Origin of the sequence: Leeuwenhoekiella sp. NPDC079379, assembly GCF_044542075.1 — a bacterium.
Taxonomy (GTDB): Bacteria; Bacteroidota; Bacteroidia; order Flavobacteriales; family Flavobacteriaceae; genus Leeuwenhoekiella.
Genome location: NZ_JBITTU010000008.1, coordinates 55,041 through 71,986, shown reverse-complemented (window position 1 = coordinate 71,986; position 16,946 = coordinate 55,041). Strand labels below are relative to the sequence as shown.

At 39.1% G+C, this 16,946-nt stretch carries 15 protein-coding genes and 1 riboswitch; of the genes, 11 read left to right on the top strand and 4 right to left on the bottom strand.

Translation table 11 applies throughout. The annotated features are described in order from the left end of the window. Positions 1-6: 6 nt before the first annotated feature. Positions 7-411: a VOC family protein gene (locus tag ACIGAM_RS14550; RefSeq protein WP_028377274.1), complete on the bottom strand. Its 405-nt coding sequence runs from the start codon at positions 409-411 to the stop codon at positions 7-9. A 173-nt stretch (positions 412-584) separates the two neighbouring features. Further along, positions 585-682, top strand: a riboswitch (TPP riboswitch). Between the two features lie 93 nt (positions 683-775). Between ACIGAM_RS14550 and thiS the strand changes: the two genes are divergently transcribed. From thiS to moeB, 7 genes are read left to right on the top strand one after another with little or no spacing between them, the layout of a single operon-like run. After that, entirely contained in the window at positions 776-979 is a 204-nt protein-coding gene (thiS, locus tag ACIGAM_RS14545; RefSeq protein ID WP_396512201.1) for a sulfur carrier protein ThiS, read from the top strand. Between the two features lie 43 nt (positions 980-1,022). After that, entirely contained in the window at positions 1,023-2,879 is a 1,857-nt protein-coding gene (thiC, locus tag ACIGAM_RS14540; protein ID WP_396512200.1) for a phosphomethylpyrimidine synthase ThiC, read from the top strand. A 10-nt stretch (positions 2,880-2,889) separates the two neighbouring features. Further along, positions 2,890-3,489, top strand: a complete 600-nt coding sequence (locus tag ACIGAM_RS14535) for a thiamine phosphate synthase (RefSeq protein WP_396512199.1) — start codon at positions 2,890-2,892, stop codon at positions 3,487-3,489. After that, the gene (locus ACIGAM_RS14530; protein ID WP_396512198.1) at positions 3,470-4,144 is read left to right on the top strand and encodes a thiamine phosphate synthase; all 675 of its coding nucleotides are present in this window, start codon (positions 3,470-3,472) and stop codon (positions 4,142-4,144) included. The genes ACIGAM_RS14535 and ACIGAM_RS14530 overlap by 20 nt, the downstream gene beginning before the upstream one ends. Positions 4,145-4,147: 3 nt before the next feature. Then, the gene (locus ACIGAM_RS14525) at positions 4,148-4,918 is read left to right on the top strand and encodes a thiazole synthase (protein ID WP_396512197.1); all 771 of its coding nucleotides are present in this window, start codon (positions 4,148-4,150) and stop codon (positions 4,916-4,918) included. Further along, complete coding sequence (thiH, locus tag ACIGAM_RS14520) at positions 4,911-6,020, top strand: 2-iminoacetate synthase ThiH (RefSeq protein WP_396512196.1); 1,110 nt, start codon at positions 4,911-4,913, stop codon at positions 6,018-6,020. Before ACIGAM_RS14525 ends, thiH begins: the two co-directional genes overlap by 8 nt. Further along, the gene (gene moeB / locus ACIGAM_RS14515; protein ID WP_396512195.1) at positions 6,021-7,091 is read left to right on the top strand and encodes a molybdopterin-synthase adenylyltransferase MoeB; all 1,071 of its coding nucleotides are present in this window, start codon (positions 6,021-6,023) and stop codon (positions 7,089-7,091) included. It begins immediately after the preceding gene. Here moeB and ACIGAM_RS14510 read toward each other — a convergent pair. Genes ACIGAM_RS14510 through ACIGAM_RS14500 form a run of 3 tightly spaced genes read right to left on the bottom strand, consistent with a single transcriptional unit; the run spans position 7,088 to position 12,247 of the window. Continuing rightward, positions 7,088-9,556: a ligase-associated DNA damage response DEXH box helicase gene (locus ACIGAM_RS14510; protein WP_396512194.1), complete on the bottom strand. Its 2,469-nt coding sequence runs from the start codon at positions 9,554-9,556 to the stop codon at positions 7,088-7,090. The genes moeB and ACIGAM_RS14510 overlap by 4 nt on opposite strands. Positions 9,557-9,562: 6 nt before the next feature. Then, positions 9,563-11,173 (bottom strand): ATP-dependent DNA ligase, encoded by a 1,611-nt coding sequence (locus ACIGAM_RS14505; protein ID WP_396512193.1) that lies wholly within the window; start codon positions 11,171-11,173, stop codon positions 9,563-9,565. A gap of 51 nt (positions 11,174-11,224) precedes the next feature. Continuing rightward, positions 11,225-12,247: a ligase-associated DNA damage response exonuclease gene (locus ACIGAM_RS14500; protein ID WP_396512295.1), complete on the bottom strand. Its 1,023-nt coding sequence runs from the start codon at positions 12,245-12,247 to the stop codon at positions 11,225-11,227. Positions 12,248-12,633: 386 nt separating this feature from the next. On the opposite strand from ACIGAM_RS14500, the gene ACIGAM_RS14495 reads away from it, so the two are divergent. The 4 genes from ACIGAM_RS14495 (at position 12,634) to ACIGAM_RS14480 (ending at position 16,937) form a co-directional block, all read left to right on the top strand. Further along, positions 12,634-13,059 (top strand): TerB family tellurite resistance protein, encoded by a 426-nt coding sequence (locus ACIGAM_RS14495; RefSeq protein ID WP_396512192.1) that lies wholly within the window; start codon positions 12,634-12,636, stop codon positions 13,057-13,059. Positions 13,060-13,211: 152 nt separating this feature from the next. Then, positions 13,212-13,703, top strand: a complete 492-nt coding sequence (locus ACIGAM_RS14490) for a GNAT family N-acetyltransferase (protein WP_396512191.1) — start codon at positions 13,212-13,214, stop codon at positions 13,701-13,703. A gap of 6 nt (positions 13,704-13,709) precedes the next feature. Continuing rightward, positions 13,710-14,966, top strand: coding sequence for an aspartate kinase (locus ACIGAM_RS14485; RefSeq protein ID WP_396512190.1), 1,257 nt, complete (start codon positions 13,710-13,712; stop codon positions 14,964-14,966). 138 nt (positions 14,967-15,104) lie between these two features. Further along, a complete protein-coding gene (locus ACIGAM_RS14480) occupies positions 15,105-16,937 on the top strand; it encodes a GNAT family N-acyltransferase (protein WP_396512189.1) in 1,833 nt (610 codons plus the stop codon). Positions 16,938-16,946: the final 9 nt, after the last annotated feature.

The following is a 16,946-nucleotide window of genomic DNA, read 5'->3' as shown; positions in this document are numbered from 1 at the left end:
ATGTTATTACATATCGTAATTAAGCATCCAGTTTACACCATACTTATCGCGTACACGAGCGTAATAAGCATTCCAGCTGGTTTCTTGTGGTTTTGCAAGACTTTGTCCTTCAGCAGATAATTTATTAAATAATTCGCTTACTTCATCTTTACTCTCAAGATCAACGCCCAGTTGCACTTGATTACCGTGCTGTAAGGGTGTATCTGGGGAAGCATCATATGCCATCAAATGAATTCCTTTTCCTTTAAGCTCTGCATGCTGCAGTTTATCTCTATAACTTCCAGGAATATCAATATCTTTCCCTTCGTAAGTTTCTTTGTTAATTATATCTCCGCCAAAACAATCTTTATAAAAATTTAAAGCTTCTTGACACTCACCTCTAAAAGTTAAATATGGTTTTACAGTTTTCATAATTTTTGATTTTTTAGTTATTCTAAAATTACAAAGCGAGGCGTGTATTTATGGGCTCTTTCGTGTTATTTTGTTCTTAATCAAAGGCTAAATAATGTTAAGTAGGATAATGCCTTTTTAAAATTTTCAAATCATAAGTGCAGTAGGTCTCCAATTTATGTATAGCTTTACGTTGTAAACTTTAGGGGCGCTGATAACAATATTGGCTGAGATAGTACCCTTTGAACCTGATCTGGTTAGTACCAGCGAAGGGAAAAGTGAAAACTTTCCACAATAGATAGGATCTTTTAAAAAGATTCCATGCTAACGGGTTGTTGCTTTTTGGCGTATGCTACCTTCAGTTTACAGTTTAAAACTATTTTAAATGATCACTGTAAACGTCAACAATCAATCACATTCTTTCGTTAAAGAGCTTTCGCTTTCAGAACTTTTAATTCATCTCAACATCGTGCAAAAAGGCATCGCTGTGGCTGTTAACAACGCCATTGTTACCCAAACTGCATGGAATGAATTTATGCTGAAAGATGGTGCTCTGGTACTTATCGTTAAAGCTACGCAAGGCGGATAGAATTATTGATTTGTGACACGTATAATTCTTAAAACTATCCGTTATGAAGACCGAAAAAATTCCAGAGCAACAAACCATTAGCCGTGCACCTTTTCCTAATTCAGAAAAAGTGTACGTAAGCGGCAGCCTGTACCCAGACCTTAAAGTGCCTATGCGCCAGATTTCTCTGGCACATACGGTAGATAAATTTAATGGTAAGGTTGAAAAAAACGCACCGGTTTTGGTGTATGATACCAGTGGCCCATTTACCGATCCTAATATTGAGATTGATGTAAAAAATGGACTTGATCCCGTACGTAAACAGTGGATTCTAGACCGCAAAGATACCATCCAGTTAGAAGGTCTTTCTTCGGCTTACGGTCGTAAACAGGAAGAAAACCCTGCGCTCGATCATTTGCGCTTTGTACGCAATACAAATCCATTAAAGGCTGAAGCAGGTAAGAATGTAACTCAGATGCATTATGCACGTCAGGGAATTATAACCCCTGAAATGGAGTATATCGCAATTCGCGAAAATCAAAAATTTGCCGAAATACAACATATTACTCCACAGCATCCCGGAAACAGTTATGGGGCGAGTATTCCAAAAGTGATTACCCCAGAATTTGTGCGTGATGAGGTTGCCCGGGGAAGAGCAATAATCCCGGCAAACATCAATCATCCGGAAGCTGAGCCTATGATTATAGGGCGTAATTTTTTAGTAAAAATAAATGCCAATATCGGTAACTCTGCTGTAAGTTCTTCAATTGAAGAAGAGGTAGAAAAAGCAGTGTGGGCGTGCCGCTGGGGAGCAGACACCATAATGGATCTTTCTACAGGAAAAAATATTCATGAAACTCGAGAGTGGATTTTACGCAACTCTCCGGTGCCCATAGGTACAGTTCCTATTTATCAGGCTTTAGAAAAAGTTAATGGTAAAGCCGAAGATTTAACCTGGGAGATTTTTAGAGACACGCTTATCGAGCAGGCAGAGCAGGGAGTAGATTATTTTACGATTCACGCCGGTGTACGTCTTAAGTATGTGCCACATACTGCAAAACGCCTTACTGGTATTGTTTCTCGGGGAGGTTCTATAATGGCAAAATGGTGTCTGTCGCACCATAAAGAGAGTTTTCTATATGAGCATTTTGAGGATATCTGTGAGATTATGAAAGCTTACGATGTTTCTTTCTCTCTAGGAGATGGTTTGCGCCCAGGTTCTATAGCAGATGCTAATGATTATGCGCAGTTTGCCGAGTTAGAAACGTTAGGCGAACTCACAAAAATTGCATGGAAACATGATGTGCAATGTATTATTGAAGGTCCCGGGCACATCCCAATGCATATGATAAAAGAGAATATGGATAAGCAGCTTGAAGTTTGTGGAGAAGCTCCGTTTTATACCTTAGGTCCATTAACTACAGATATTGCTCCGGGCTACGATCACATCACCAGTGGTATAGGTGCGGCAATGATAGGCTGGTACGGTTGTGCGATGTTGTGTTATGTGACGCCTAAAGAGCACCTGGGCTTGCCTAACAAAGAAGATGTAAAAACCGGCGTGATAACTTATAAAATTGCTGCACATGCGGCAGACCTTGCAAAAGGGCATCCGGGAGCGCAACACAGAGACGATGCGATGAGTAAAGCGCGGTTTGAATTTAGATGGGAAGATCAGTTCAATCTGGCGCTTGATCCAGATACGGCTCGTGAATATCACGACGAAACATTGCCGTCTGATAACGCTAAAGTTGCACACTTTTGCTCTATGTGCGGACCTAACTTTTGCTCTATGAAAATTAGTCAGGATGTGCGCAATTACGCTAAAGAAAAGGGTTTAGAGACCGAAGAAGCACTCGAGAAAGGAATGAAGGAAAAGTCTGAAGAGTTTAAAAAACACGGAAGCGAAGTGTATCTGTAAATCATTAAAGATGCTGGTTGTTATTACTGCTGAAACATTTTTTACTGCTGAAATAACCCAAATCAAACAACTTATTGATTTGGGTTTAAAAACAGTTCACGTACGCAAACCACAGGCTTCTTATATTGAATTGAAAAGTTGGTTGCAGCAGTTTGAGCCTCATTATTTAGCGACCATGATGCTACATCAGCATCATAAACTAGCTGAGGAATTTTGCTGTAAGGGAATGCATTTTAAAGAAATGCAGCGCAATACAGAGTCAGAAGCTTTTAGATTTCAATTAGAAAAACTTAAAAAGAAAAGATTTCAGGTAAGTACCTCTTTTCACGAGATAAACGAACTCAATAGTTATTCAGCACTTTTTGATTACTGTTTTTTAAGTCCGGTTTTTACTTCAATTTCAAAAACAGAATATGAAGGAAAACAGTTTGAAGTACATAATATTCCACAACAAATAATCGCTTTGGGCGGAATTACTTCAGAAAAAATAGCAGAAGTAAATCAACGGGGATTTAGCGGAATTGCTGTTTTGGGCGCGATATGGCTTTCTGAAAATCCCGTAGAAGCTTTTATTAAAATAAAAAATGAGTATGAACACATTTATAGATAAAACCCGTGTAAATAAGGAGATTTCTCACTTGCACTATATCTCTCAGGGTGCAGATGGCAAAGCCCATTTAGAACATATAGATCGGGTTTTAAAGGCAGGTTGCAATTGGGTACAGCTGCGAATGAAAAATACAGCTTTTGAAGAGGTTCTTGAGACTGCGCATAAAGCGAAAAAATTATGCGATCAATTCAATGCAAAACTCATTATAAATGATAATGTGAGTATTGTACAAGAGGTAGATGCAGCTGGTGTTCATTTGGGGCAACAGGATATGTCAACCGCAGAAGCGCGAAAGATTTTAGGCGAGTCTAAAGTAATTGGCGGTACTGCAAATACATTGGAGCAGTGTTTAGATCACTTAAAAAATGGGGTAGATTATATTGGTTTAGGACCCTTACGATTTACTTCAACTAAAGAAAAGCTGAGTCCTATTTTAGGAATAGAAGGGTATTCAAGCGTGCTTCAGAAGTATTTAAAAAATCAAAATACAGTACCTATTATCGCTATTGGTGGCATTACCAAAGAAGATTTTGAGGCATTAAAAAGCTGCGGAATACACGGTGTTGCGGTTTCAGGATTACTTACTCAATCACAGAACCTTGAGGAGCCTATTCATCAGGTTTTCCGCCTATGGCGAAAAAATAAAATATTTTAAAAAATGGAAAAATTAAGAATAGCAGATAAAACCTTCAGTTCAAGACTGTTTACAGGAACCGGAAAATTCAGTAGTTCGCAATTGATGCGCGATGCGATTTTAGCTTCAGAAAGTGAGCTGGTGACTGTTGCTTTAAAACGCATAGAAGCAGGAAATACTGAGGATGATATGATAAGCAGTCTTGCTCATGAAACCCTGCATCTCCTTCCCAACACCTCTGGAGTACGCACCGCCAAAGAAGCGGTGTTTGCAGCACAGATGGCTCGGGAAGCTTTACAAACAAACTGGATTAAGGTGGAGATTCATCCAGATCCTAAATATTTGTTACCCGATGCAATTGAAACATTAAAAGCGTGTGAAGAGCTGGTAAAATTAGGTTTTGTGGTGATGCCCTATATTCAGGCAGATCCGGTGTTGTGCAAGCGTCTTGAAGAAGTTGGTGCACAATGTGTGATGCCGCTGGGTTCGCCTATAGGCAGTAACAACGGACTTAAAACACGGGATTTTTTAGAAATCATTATAGCGCAAAGCAATGTGCCGGTTATCATAGATGCGGGTATTGGTAGACCGTCTCACGCAGCAGATGCTATGGAGCTGGGTGCCGATGCCGTTTTAGTAAATACAGCAATTGCTGTTTCTCCAGATCCTGTGAGGATAGCAAGAGCGTTTAAAATGGCTGTCGAAGCCGGTAGAATGGCATATACGGCACGATTTGCACCGCAAGCTACACACGCACAGGCAAGCAGCCCACTAACTCAATTTCTGTATGACTAATTTTAAAGAGCACTTAAACGCACACTCTTGGGATGCCGTTTTAGAATCTATTTTTTTAAAAACAGAACGGGATGTGGAGTTGGCGCTGGCCAGTGCTAAACCCAACCTAGAGGACTTTAAAGCTTTGATTTCGCCTTCGGCAAAACCTTTTTTAGAGCAAATGGCGGCAAAAAGCAAGGCGATTACGCAGAAACGGTTTGGTAATACGATGCAAATGTATGCGCCTTTGTATTTGAGTAATGAATGTCAGAATATTTGTACTTATTGCGGCTTTAGTCTTACAAACAAAATTCCTAGAAAGACTTTAAGTGATGCCGAAATTTTAAAAGAGGCACAGTTTTTAAAAAACAAGGGATTTCAGCATATTTTGCTCGTTACAGGAGAAGCTAATAAAACTGTGGGAGTAGATTATATTTCTAATGCGATACGCTTATTAAAACCGCATTTTGCAAACATTTCTATAGAAATACAGCCGTTAGATCAGGATGAGTACGAGCTTTTAATTAAAGAAGGTTTGTATGCCACATTGGTATATCAGGAAACGTATCACGAGGCAACCTATAAAATACACCATCCCAAAGGAAAAAAATCAAACTTTGATTACCGGTTAGAAACACCAGATAGGTTAGGAAAAGCCGGAATTCATAAAATAGGAATCGGCGCTTTATTTGGACTTGAAGATTGGCGAGCAGATAGTTTTTTTACAGCCTTACATCTCAAATATTTACAAAAAACCTATTGGAAAACTAAGTATTCTATTTCGTTCCCCAGATTGCGTCCTTTTAGTGGCGGTCTCGAACCAAAAGTAGAAATGACAGATCCAGATTTACTTCAGCTTATATGTGCCTATCGCATTCTAGACGAAAATGTAGAGTTGTCAATATCCACACGAGAGCAGGAGAAGTTTAGAAACCATATCGTGCATTTAGGAATCACTTCGATGAGTGCGGAGTCAAAAACAAATCCCGGAGGTTATGTGGTAGAACCGCAGTCTTTGGAGCAGTTTGAAATTTCAGATGAGCGCAGCACCGAGGTTATTGCTCAAATGTTACGCGATAGCGGTCGTGAACCGGTATGGAAAGATTGGGATCAAAACTGGTAAATGATGTTAACTACTAAAGACAAAAAGCGGTATTCAAGACATATTCTACTTGATGAGGTGGGAGAATTAGGGCAGCAAAAACTTAAAAATGCTAAAGTGCTTATAATTGGGTGTGGTGGTTTAGGCTGTCCTGCTTTACAGTATTTAGCAGCTGCCGGGGTAGGGCATTTAGGGATTATAGATGATGATCGTGTTGATTTTAGCAATCTGCAAAGACAGATTTTATTTACAGAAAATCACGTCGGAACATTAAAAGTTGAAGCTGCAAAAGAGGTGTTAAGCAGGCTGAATTCACAATTAACAATTGAGATTTACCCCACACGCTTATCTACGGATAATGCACTCGATTTGTTTGATAAATACGATGTTATTGTTGAAGGTAGCGATAGTTTCAGTACAAAATATCTGGCGAATGATGCTGCAGTACTAACCAACAAGCCACTGGTTTTTGGATCTATTTTTAAGTTTGAAGGGCAGGTTTCTGTGTTTAATTACAAAAGCGGCCCCACTTACCGCTGCCTGTACCCCGAGCCGGTTTCAGAAACAGAAATGCCTACTTGTAGCGAAGTAGGTGTACTGGGTATTTTACCCGGAATTATAGGAATGTTTCAGGCAAATGAAGTGCTTAAGATTATTTTAAATTTAGGGAATGTACTTTCTGGTAAACTTCTTATATACAATAGTATTGAAGCCTCTCAAATACTACTTCCGTTTACAAAAAATGAGGCCATCAAAATATCAGAACTTATTGAACTGAATTTGAGTTGCACGATACCTTCAATTCCTGAAATGGATTATTCGGCATACGCGGAAGCTAAAGAAATGTATTTTTTAGTAGATGTACGGGAGCAGGAAGAACGGGAACACTTCAGTTTAGGTGGAATGCACGTTCCTTTAAAAGAACTATTAGCAAATCCTCAAGTACTCGCAGCGCAGGAAAACCTCGTATTGTATTGCGCTTCCGGGAAACGCAGTGCTGTTGGGGTAAAAGCACTTATAGAATATTTTCCGCTTAAAAAAATAGTCAGTTTAAAAGGAGGAGTTTCAGCTGCAATTTCTGCAAAAAGCTAAATCTTATCTAGATACCTCAGCATATTCTTAATGCGATCCTCGAGTTTTTCACTACTCAGTTTTTCGCGTAGGCGATCTGTGATAATAGGGAAGGAGAACGGCGTTGCTTTCTGGCATTCTTTTACAATTATTTCTTGTTTTTCAATGCGCTCTAAAGCAATACGCAAGCGGCCTTCTTCAAGTTGGTGCTCAAACGTCTCGCGATAGGCCTGCTGAAACAATAAATTTTTTGGCTCATAATCTCTAAACACTTCAAACAACAATTGACTGTTGCTTTGCAGGTGTTTGTTTTTGACTATTTTTCCCGGGAAACCGGTAAAAACCATTCCGCTAATGACCGCAATATCTCTAAATTTCCTGCGTGCCATTTCGGTGCTGTTTAAGCTTTTTTGCAAGTCATCAAATAAAAACTCTGAAGTAAAAAGATCATTATCAAGCACCTGTTGCATATCTATTTTCTGGTCTGATAAGATCTCAAAACCATAATCATTAAAGGCAATGCTAAAGGTTATGGGTGAAAGTAAACTAATGCGATATGCTAGTAAACTGCCCAAAGCTTCGTGTACAAATCGTCCTTCAAACGGATAAAAAATATGGTGATAGCCCTCTCTACTTTTGAAGGTTTCTATAAGAAATTCATCGTTTGTAGGTACGATAGATTCTAGCCGCTGACGTTCAAATATCTCTTTCAAGGCCTGCAATTCGCGGGTTTGTTGTTCAAAAGGTAAGTTTGCAGAGTAGAGTTCTTCCCGCAGCAGTTCGCTCATTTGGGCAGATAGTGTAAGTCTGCCTCCCATCCAACTTACCACGCGGGCTTGTTTTTTAGTTTTTGCTTTTTTTACTAAAACCTGCATTCCTTTTATGCGATAAAGTTCTAGATTTTTACCAGCAAACGTAAATACATCACCCGGTGATAATTTTGAAATAAACCATTCTTCAACACTACCTATAAAACCACCTTTGAGATATTTTACCTGCAGTACGGCATCGCTAACAATAGTTCCTATTTGCAAGCGGTGGCGCATTGCAACGGCTTTGCTGTTTACTTTAAATTTCCCGTCGTCTTCAATTTCAATTTTTTTGTATTCGTCGTACGCTTGTAAAGACTGACTTCCTTTAGTTATAAAATTGAGAATCCAGCGCCATTGGTCTTCGGTCATTGCCTGAAAACAGAAGGTCTGTTTAATTTCTTTCCAGATATCTGCTGGGTAAAATCCATCAGAAACCGCCAAAGTCGTCAAATACTGAATCAACACATCAAAACTTAATAAGTATGGTATGCGATCTTCTACCACTTGATTAATAGCTGCTTTCCCCAATGCCGAAGCTTCGATTAACTCAATCGCGTGTGTAGGTAAGAAGTAGATGACGCTTTGTTTTCCCGGCTGGTGACCACTGCGTCCTGCACGTTGTAAAAAGCGCGCAACGCCTTTAGGTCCGCCTATTTGGATGATGCTTTCTACAGGAGCAAAATCGACACCCAGATCAAGGCTAGAAGTACAAATCACCGCTTTTAGACTCTCATTACGAATGGCTTGTTCAACCCACAATCGGGTTTCTTTATTTATACTTCCGTGATGCATTGCGAGTTCGCCCGCATATTCAGGATGTTTATGCATCAATTTCTGAAACCACAATTCGCATTGTGCTCTTGTATTGGTAAACAATAAAGTTGTTTTGCTGTTATTAATTATAGGCACAACTTCTTCAACCAGATGTAAACCCATGTGACCGCGCCACGGAAATTTTTCCATAGTCTCAGGGATAATGCTTTCTACTTTATACGATTTCCCAAGATTTGCTTTTATTAATACTGAATTATCAAAAGCCTCAGAGTCGGTTCCTAAAAGCACTTCCCGTGCCTGATTGAGATTTCCTATGGTTGCCGAAATTCCCCATACTCTTAATTTAGGAGCAATTGTTTTTAGTCGCGAAAGGCCTAACTCTACCTGAACGCCTCGTTTACTGCCTAAAAGTTCGTGCCACTCATCAATAATTATTGCTGTACAATCTTTAAAAACTTTGTCATAGCCCTTAGATGTCAGTAAAAGCTGTAAGCTTTCAGGAGTAGTAATGAGCAAGTCTGGCATTTTGCGTTTTTGCTTCGCGCGCTCTGCTTGAGGCGTGTCTCCTGTGCGTATGCCAATGGTTAGTTGGGTTTCCAAACCATCAGAAAACCGTTGCGCTGCCTGTGCAATTTCTACAGAAAGTGCCCGGAGTGGTGTAATCCATATTGCTTTTAATCCCGGCTTGTGTTTAGTTTTATAATCAGGGTTATTTTTTATGTAGTCTAAAACAAACCCGGCCCACAAGGCATAGGTTTTCCCGCTTCCTGTAGGCGCGTTTAATAAACCATTTTTACCGGCTAAAAATGCATCCCAACTTTCTTCCTGAAAGGGAAATGGTTTCCAGCCCTGAGATTTGAACCAGGATTTTGCGAGTGTATGTAGTTGTTTATTTGTCATACCAGATTATTCACCTTTTTCAGGCTTCGGAATCAATTGCTTGAGGTCTTCTAAGGTATTAGCATCTTCAATTTTTTTGTCTTTCCGCCAGCGCAGCATACGCGGGAAACGGGTGGCGACGCCGCTTTTGTGTCTCTTTGAAAGCGCAATACCTTCAAAGGCAATCTCAAAAACATGATGAGGGGTCACGCTACGTACGGGTCCAAAACGTTCTAACGTATTTTTTTTAATCCAGGCATCAAGACTGCGAAACTCGGCATCTGTTAATCCCGAATAGGCTTTAGCAAATGTTATAAGTTCTTCTTTATCGTCATCCCAAAGACCGAATGTATAATCTGTAAACAGGTTGCTGCGTCTACCGTGACCGCGCATCGCATAGGTGAGGACAGCATCTATAGTAAGCGGATCGACTTTCCATTTCCACCAGTCGCCTTTTTTACGGCCTACGAGATAGGGCGAGTCTTTTCGTTTAAGCATTAAGCCTTCAGACATCACTTCGCGACTGCGCTCCCGTTCTAGTGCTGCTTCTTCCCAGTTTGAAAACTCAATAGTTTCAGAAAGGTGTAATGGCAATTCTTCAGATTTAGCGTCTGCATAAAGTTTTTCTAAAATTTTACGTCTTTCGGCGAAAGCCATATCACGAATGTCTTTGCCATCCCACTCCAGAATATCGTAAGCTTTAAGAATTACAGGAGTTTTTTTGAGTTGGGCTTTCGTAATATTTTTTCGTCCTATCCGGGTTTGTAAATCATTAAATGTGCCTATTGTATTCTCTTTATAAGGCAGAATCTCTCCGTCTAATACGGTTCCGTTAGGTAATGCTGAAACAAAGGTTTCAAACTCAGGATATTTATCGGTAACCAGTTCTTCCCCGCGACTCCATACAAATAATTCTTCATTACGAATAATTACCTGAGAACGTATTCCATCCCATTTGTGTTCTGCAAACCAATTATTTACATCACCTAAATCTTCGGGTTTATCTTCAATAGCATAGGCGAGGTAAAAGGGGTAGGGTTTACTGAGATAATCTGCTGCATTTTCTTCTAAAATAAGTTCTTGAAAACTAATTTTTTTAGGATCCCAATTTCCCATTAACTTGTAAGCTAAAACGTCAATATCTATACCTGTGGCTTTTGCTAATGCACGAGTCATCAATTTCTGACTTACCCCTATACGGAAGCTTCCGGTAATGAGTTTAGTAAAAACAAAGCGCTCATAATAGTTGAGGTTCGTCCAGTTTTCGTGAAGATATTCTCGTTTTTCTTCATCGGTTTTTTTCTTAAGGGCAATCATTTCTTCAAGAAACTGCGTCAGGCTTTTTTCAGTACTTTCTTCAGAAGCCGGAATTATAAGCGCAATCGTTTCTGCGAGATCGCCTACGATGTGGTAACTCTCTTCAAACAACCATAAGGGAATTTTGGCGAGTTCTGTCGCCCAGGTACGCAATAATGTTGTGTTTACCGGTCGTGGTGGGCGACGGTGTGAAAGTATAGCAATCGTCCACACCTTATCTTTAGGCGAAGCCTGCTGAAAATAGTGAGTAAGTGCATCTACCTTAACATTAGTCTTGTTAGTGCTATCTATTTTTCTGATAAGTTGTGCAAATGCTTTCATATCGCTGTACCTATCCCCGGCCCTTCCAAATAGAAAAAGGCAGCGGAGTAGTTAATTATCTTCTACTTCTTCTTTTTTATTTTCTTCACCGAGTTCACCTTCGTATTGTGTGGCTTCGGTGCGGGCGTCGTAACCTTGTTCCAGTAAAAAGCGCGTAAAAATATCGGTATAACCGTGGGTGCTAATGATTTTTTCTGCGCCAGTGGCTTTTACGCTTTCTAGTAAACCTTGCCAGTCACAATGGTCGCTAAGTACAAAACCTTTATCTATGGCTCTTCTTCTTCGCGCTCCGCGAAAAGTCATCCAACCACTCGCAGATGCGGTAACGTAGGGAACCATCTTACGTATCCACGTACTGCCGTGTGCGCTGGGCGGAGCAACCACAATATTGCCTATAAAATCTTCTTTTTTGGTCTCTCGGGTTACACGTGTGGTTACCGGCATTGGGGTAAGCGGTCGTATGACTTCGGTCATGTTTTCTATTGCCCCGTGGGTATATATCTTACCAATGTCTGTGTCCAGGTAGCGCAGTAATCGTTGTGCTTTACCCAATGAATATCCAAATATTATAGAGGTCTTCCCTTCGGCTTTATTTTCTGCCCACCAATTGTTAATATCCGTAAATACTTCAGCTTGCGGGCGCCATTTAAATGCCGGAAGTCCAAAGGTACTTTCAGTAATAAATGTGTGGCATTTTATCGACTCATAAGGTACCGCAATGCCATCATCTTCAGTTTTGTAATCGCCAGTAAATACCCATACTTCACCTTTGTGCTCTACCCGTATCTGCGAGCTACCTATAATGTGACCAGCCGGGTGCAGACTAAATTTTACGTTGTTGATCACGAACGTCTCGCCCCATTCTTTGCCAGTTACGTTAATTTCCCCCAGCCGGTGACGTATAATAGGGACATTAGTATGATGCGTAATGTATGCTTTATGGCCATAGCGGCTATGATCTGCATGACCATGGGATATAATGGCTTTATTTACCGGTTTCCAGGGATCAAGATAAACTTTCGCGGCAGCGCAATAAATACCTTTGTCGTTAAACTGTAAGAGTGGTTCTGCGATGATTTCTAGCTTTTTTATTTAAAGTTACAATGCAGACTGAAAAGCTTTTGTGAGATTAAGAAAATATTAGCGTCAACACGTAATTATTGTTAATGGTTATAGGGTTGTTTAAATTATAGGGAATCAAACAGGATTTTTTAAAGTGGAAAATACTGTAGAACATGAAAGAGAATTAGATAACAGGAAAAAGAAGTTTGGAATATACCTGGCAAACTATATTTCTTAAATAATACCGTTGAGATAGGGATAGTAGTAAGCACCGTGTAGTGCGTATAGCCCAGTGCATTTTAGTTTTTTTATGCTAAAAATGTAATCTCTCAAATAATTGCTTTTATATTTTAATAAGATTACATATTAATTATCTTTGAGCTCTTAAAAATACAACCATGTCTTTTACAGATTTATTTGATAGCGGAGAACACAGACGCAACCTGGGTCATTTTGCAGCAATTGCAAATATGGCTACGGTTGATGGTGAACTTAACGCAGAAGAAACAAAACTTTTGAAGCGTTTTGCAGTTAAACTAGATATTGACGAGAGTGAATATGTTGATATCGTTGAAAATGCACGTAAATACCCTATTAATCCTCCTAATACTTCAGAAAAACGATTAGAGCGTTTACACGATTTATTTAAGATGATATTTATTGATCACGAGATTGATGATCACGAGCGTTTTTTAATTGAGAAATATGCGATAGGTCTGGGTTTCAGTGCAGAAAAAGCAAAAAGTTTAATAGAGCGATCTATCGAGATTTTTCAAGGTGGTGTAGATTTTGAAGATTATATTTATCTTTTAAACAAGAGATAACCGTTTATTAAAATATATATTTCAGGCCCGTTACAACTTGTTGTAGCGGGTTTTTTATTTAGTTAAAATCAACAAATAATTTAAATGCATAGATATTCCTGTAATTTTGTTCTTTTTTTTTAAATGTATCTTTATCTAGAAAATCTCATTTTATGAATGCAAACATACGCATAGCAGAATCTAACGATATGGCTCAGGTTTTACGGTTAATCAAGGAGCTTGCTATATATGAAAAAGAGCCGGATGCCGTTGAGGTAACTGTAGATGACCTTATCGCTTATGGTACTGGTGACGATGCAGATTTTACCTGTTTTATTGCAGAACGCGAAGGTGAAATTCTGGGAATAGCACTTGTATATTTTAGGTTTTCTACCTGGAAAGGTCGTACCGTACATCTTGAAGATCTCATTGTACGCCAGCAATACCGTGGTGAAGGCTTAGGCATGGCATTATATACCGAAGTTATTAATTATACCTATAAGCTAGGTTTGAAGCGTGTTGAATGGGTCGTACTAGACTGGAATACTTCTGCAGTTGATTTTTACAAAGCTTCGGGAGCAAATGTGATGCGCGAGTGGAATACGGTACAAATGGATACCGAGGCTATGAAGAAATTTCTGTCTACTAAAGGAATACTCGATTAATAGCTTATGAGTTTTGAAGTTTACAAGTTTGGAGGCGCTTCTGTGGCAAGTGCAGCAGGTGTTCGTAATTTAATAAATGTACTCAAGGAAACCGATAATCAAGATCTCATCATTGTGGTTTCGGCGATGGGTAAGATGACTAATGCTCTAGAGCGTGTAATTGCTGCGTATTTTGAGTCTAAAGATCTTTGTGCTGAAGCGTTGCAGCCCGTTATTGAATATCATTTCGCTCTTGCAGGTGAGTTGTTTGAAAACCCTGCCGCACCCGTATTTAAAAGATTACAAAGCCTTTTTGATGAGTTAAGAGGTTTTTTAAATCGAAATAAATCTCCAGACTATGACTTTGTGTATGACCAGATTGTGGGTTATGGCGAACTCTTAAGTACTACTATCGTAAATGCCTATTTACAGGAGCAAGGTTTAGGAAGCATATTGCACGATGTAAGAGAGTATATAAAAACTGATGCAAGTTATCGCGAAGGAAAAGTAAACTGGGAACTCACAATGCGTAATCTAAGCAGAAATTTGCCCAAAAGTGGGATTCAGCTGATGCAGGGTTTTATAGGATCTGATGCTAATGGGTTTACCACAACATTAGGAAGAGAAGGCAGTGATTACACGGCTGCTATAATTGCCTATTGTTTAAATGCCAAACAGGTTACTATCTGGAAAGATGTACCGGGTGTTTTAAGTGCAGACCCACGTTATTTTGAAAATGCTGTTTTACTAAAGTTTATATCTTATCAGGAAGCGATTGAACTGGCTTTTTATGGAGCCTCGGTGATACATCCTAAAACATTACAGCCGTTGCAACGTAAAGAGATACCGCTTTATGTGCGCTCATTTAATGATTGTAAAGCATCAGGAACACAGGTAAGTTTGGGTAAAACTATAGAACCCGAAGTACCTTGCTATATTCTAAAAACCAGTCAGGTGCTACTAGAGTTGGCATCATTAGATTTTTCATTTATGGCCGAAGAGAATATTGGTGATATTTTTAAATTATTAGGCACTTACAAAATGAAAGTAGATTTAATACAGAACTCTGCTATTAGTTTTTCGGTATGTATAGATAATAAATACAAAAACTTAGATACTCTTGTTGCAAAGTTGCGAGCAGATTTTAAAGTTACTGTGCATCAGGATGTATCATTGTATACGCTGCGTCACGCTACAGATGAATCTATTAAAGTTTTAGAATTAAATAAACAGATATTATTAAAACAAGTTGCGCAAAACACCGTTCAACTGGTTACCGTGTAGGTTGCTTGCTGCGTTTTTGCCTATCTTTGTTTTCTACCTTCTTGGTGGTCTTTTAATAGTAGGCCTTGCCTTCAAAATAATTTAGTTAAAACGAAATGACCTTTATTGTTACTTAAAGGTTTTGAACACTAGAAATTAATGGGATTAGTTACCGCAAAAGAAGTCGCAAAAGCAATTAACGTAGACAAATTTGGTTTTGCGGGTACATTTATGGGTTGGACACTTATGAAGGTGCTCAAAATCTCAAAAGCAAACGAGATTTATGATCGCAATAAGCATTTAAGCGACTTGGAGTTTCTAAATGCAATTTTAGGTGAGTTCGAGATCGATTTTGATATTCCTGAAGAAGATTTAAAAAGACTTCCTAAAACCGGAAGTTATATAACCATAAGTAATCATCCGCTGGGTGGCATAGATGGTATTTTGCTTTTAAAGCTGATGATAGAGCAGCGCCCAGATTTTAAAATTATAGCCAATTTTTTACTGCATCGTATAGAGCCGCTTAAACCCTACGTGATGCCTGTAAATCCTTTTGAAGATCACAAGGATGCAAAATCGAGCATTGCAGGATTTAAACAGGCGATTACACATTTGAGAGATGGACATCCCTTAGGGATTTTTCCTGCGGGAGAGGTTTCTACTTACAAAGACGACAAGTTAATCATAGATAAACCCTGGGAAGAAGCTGCAATGAAGCTCGTAAAACGAGCAGAAGTGCCTATTGTTCCTATTTATTTTCACGCAAAAAATAGCCGGCTGTTTTATCAATTATCCCGAATAAGTGATACGTTGCGTACAGCAAAATTACCTTCAGAATTACTCACACAGAAGAAGCGTACCATTCACGTACGTATAGGGAATCCTATAAATGTAGCAGCTCAAAAAGAGCATTCCACCTTAGAAGAATTCACCGAATTTTTAAGAAAGAAAACCTATATGCTCGCCAAGACTTTTGAGAAAAAGTCTATTTTAAGTACTATTCCGCAGTCTTTAAAAGTGCCTAAAGAGCCTAAGAAGATTGTTAAAGGTGTGAAGTCTGAGCTTATTGAAGAAGAGGTTAATTTCCTTAGGGATAATGAGCGTCGTTTGCTGCAAAGCAAAAATTATGAGGTATTTTTGGCTTCCGCCGAAATAATTCCGAATATCTTAAATGAGATAGGTCGTTTACGCGAGATCACGTTTAGAGAAGTGGGCGAAGGAACTAATGAGCCTACAGACCTTGATGGTTATGACCGCCATTATCATCACCTGTTTTTATGGGATGAAGACAATAAAAAAATTGCCGGTGCATACCGTATGGGACTGGGTTCTCAAATAATGCCCAAGTTTGGTATCAACGGATTTTACCTTCAAAGTCTCTTTAGATTTGAACCAGAATTGCACAAAATGATGGGCGAGAGTATCGAGATGGGGCGCGCATTTATAATAAAAGAATATCAGCAAAAACCAATGCCTTTATTCCTGTTGTGGAGAGGTATTGTGCACACAACGCTACGCTTTCCGGAGCATAAATACCTTATAGGCGGGGTAAGTATTAGCAACCAGTTTTCTAATTTCTCAAAATCTTTGATGATTGAATTTATGCGCTCGCATTACTACGATCCTTATGTGGCACAATACATTAGGCCGAAAAAAGAATTTAAGGTTAAGCTGAAGGATGCTGATAAAGAATTTGTTTTTGACGAGACAGAAGCAGACCTGAATAAGTTTGATAAAATCATTGAAGAGATGGAAACCGGAAACCTGCGTCTTCCTGTTTTGATCAAAAAATACATTAAACAAAATGCTAAAGTAGTCGCTTTTAATGTAGATCCGCTTTTTAATGACGCAATAGACGGGTTAATGTATATACGTATAGAAGATCTTCCTGAAAGTACAGTAAAACCGGTTTTAGAAGAGTTTCAGGCAGAATTAGAGCAAAAACTAGAGCAATCTAAGCGCGAGGAAGAAGAGTCTGCTAGAGAGTCCTAAAACAAAACT

Coding starts and splice junctions, on each gene's coding strand:
- ACIGAM_RS14550 (WP_028377274.1), bottom strand. CDS start 411: ATGAAAACTGTAAAACCATATTTAACTTTTAGAGGTGAGTGTCAAGAA.
- thiS (WP_396512201.1), top strand. CDS start 776: ATGATCACTGTAAACGTCAACAATCAATCACATTCTTTCGTTAAAGAG.
- thiC (WP_396512200.1), top strand. CDS start 1,023: ATGAAGACCGAAAAAATTCCAGAGCAACAAACCATTAGCCGTGCACCT.
- ACIGAM_RS14535 (WP_396512199.1), top strand. CDS start 2,890: ATGCTGGTTGTTATTACTGCTGAAACATTTTTTACTGCTGAAATAACC.
- ACIGAM_RS14530 (WP_396512198.1), top strand. CDS start 3,470: ATGAACACATTTATAGATAAAACCCGTGTAAATAAGGAGATTTCTCAC.
- ACIGAM_RS14525 (WP_396512197.1), top strand. CDS start 4,148: ATGGAAAAATTAAGAATAGCAGATAAAACCTTCAGTTCAAGACTGTTT.
- thiH (WP_396512196.1), top strand. CDS start 4,911: ATGACTAATTTTAAAGAGCACTTAAACGCACACTCTTGGGATGCCGTT.
- moeB (WP_396512195.1), top strand. CDS start 6,021: ATGATGTTAACTACTAAAGACAAAAAGCGGTATTCAAGACATATTCTA.
- ACIGAM_RS14510 (WP_396512194.1), bottom strand. CDS start 9,556: ATGACAAATAAACAACTACATACACTCGCAAAATCCTGGTTCAAATCT.
- ACIGAM_RS14505 (WP_396512193.1), bottom strand. CDS start 11,173: ATGAAAGCATTTGCACAACTTATCAGAAAAATAGATAGCACTAACAAG.
- ACIGAM_RS14495 (WP_396512192.1), top strand. CDS start 12,634: ATGTCTTTTACAGATTTATTTGATAGCGGAGAACACAGACGCAACCTG.
- ACIGAM_RS14490 (WP_396512191.1), top strand. CDS start 13,212: ATGAATGCAAACATACGCATAGCAGAATCTAACGATATGGCTCAGGTT.
- ACIGAM_RS14485 (WP_396512190.1), top strand. CDS start 13,710: ATGAGTTTTGAAGTTTACAAGTTTGGAGGCGCTTCTGTGGCAAGTGCA.
- ACIGAM_RS14480 (WP_396512189.1), top strand. CDS start 15,105: ATGGGATTAGTTACCGCAAAAGAAGTCGCAAAAGCAATTAACGTAGAC.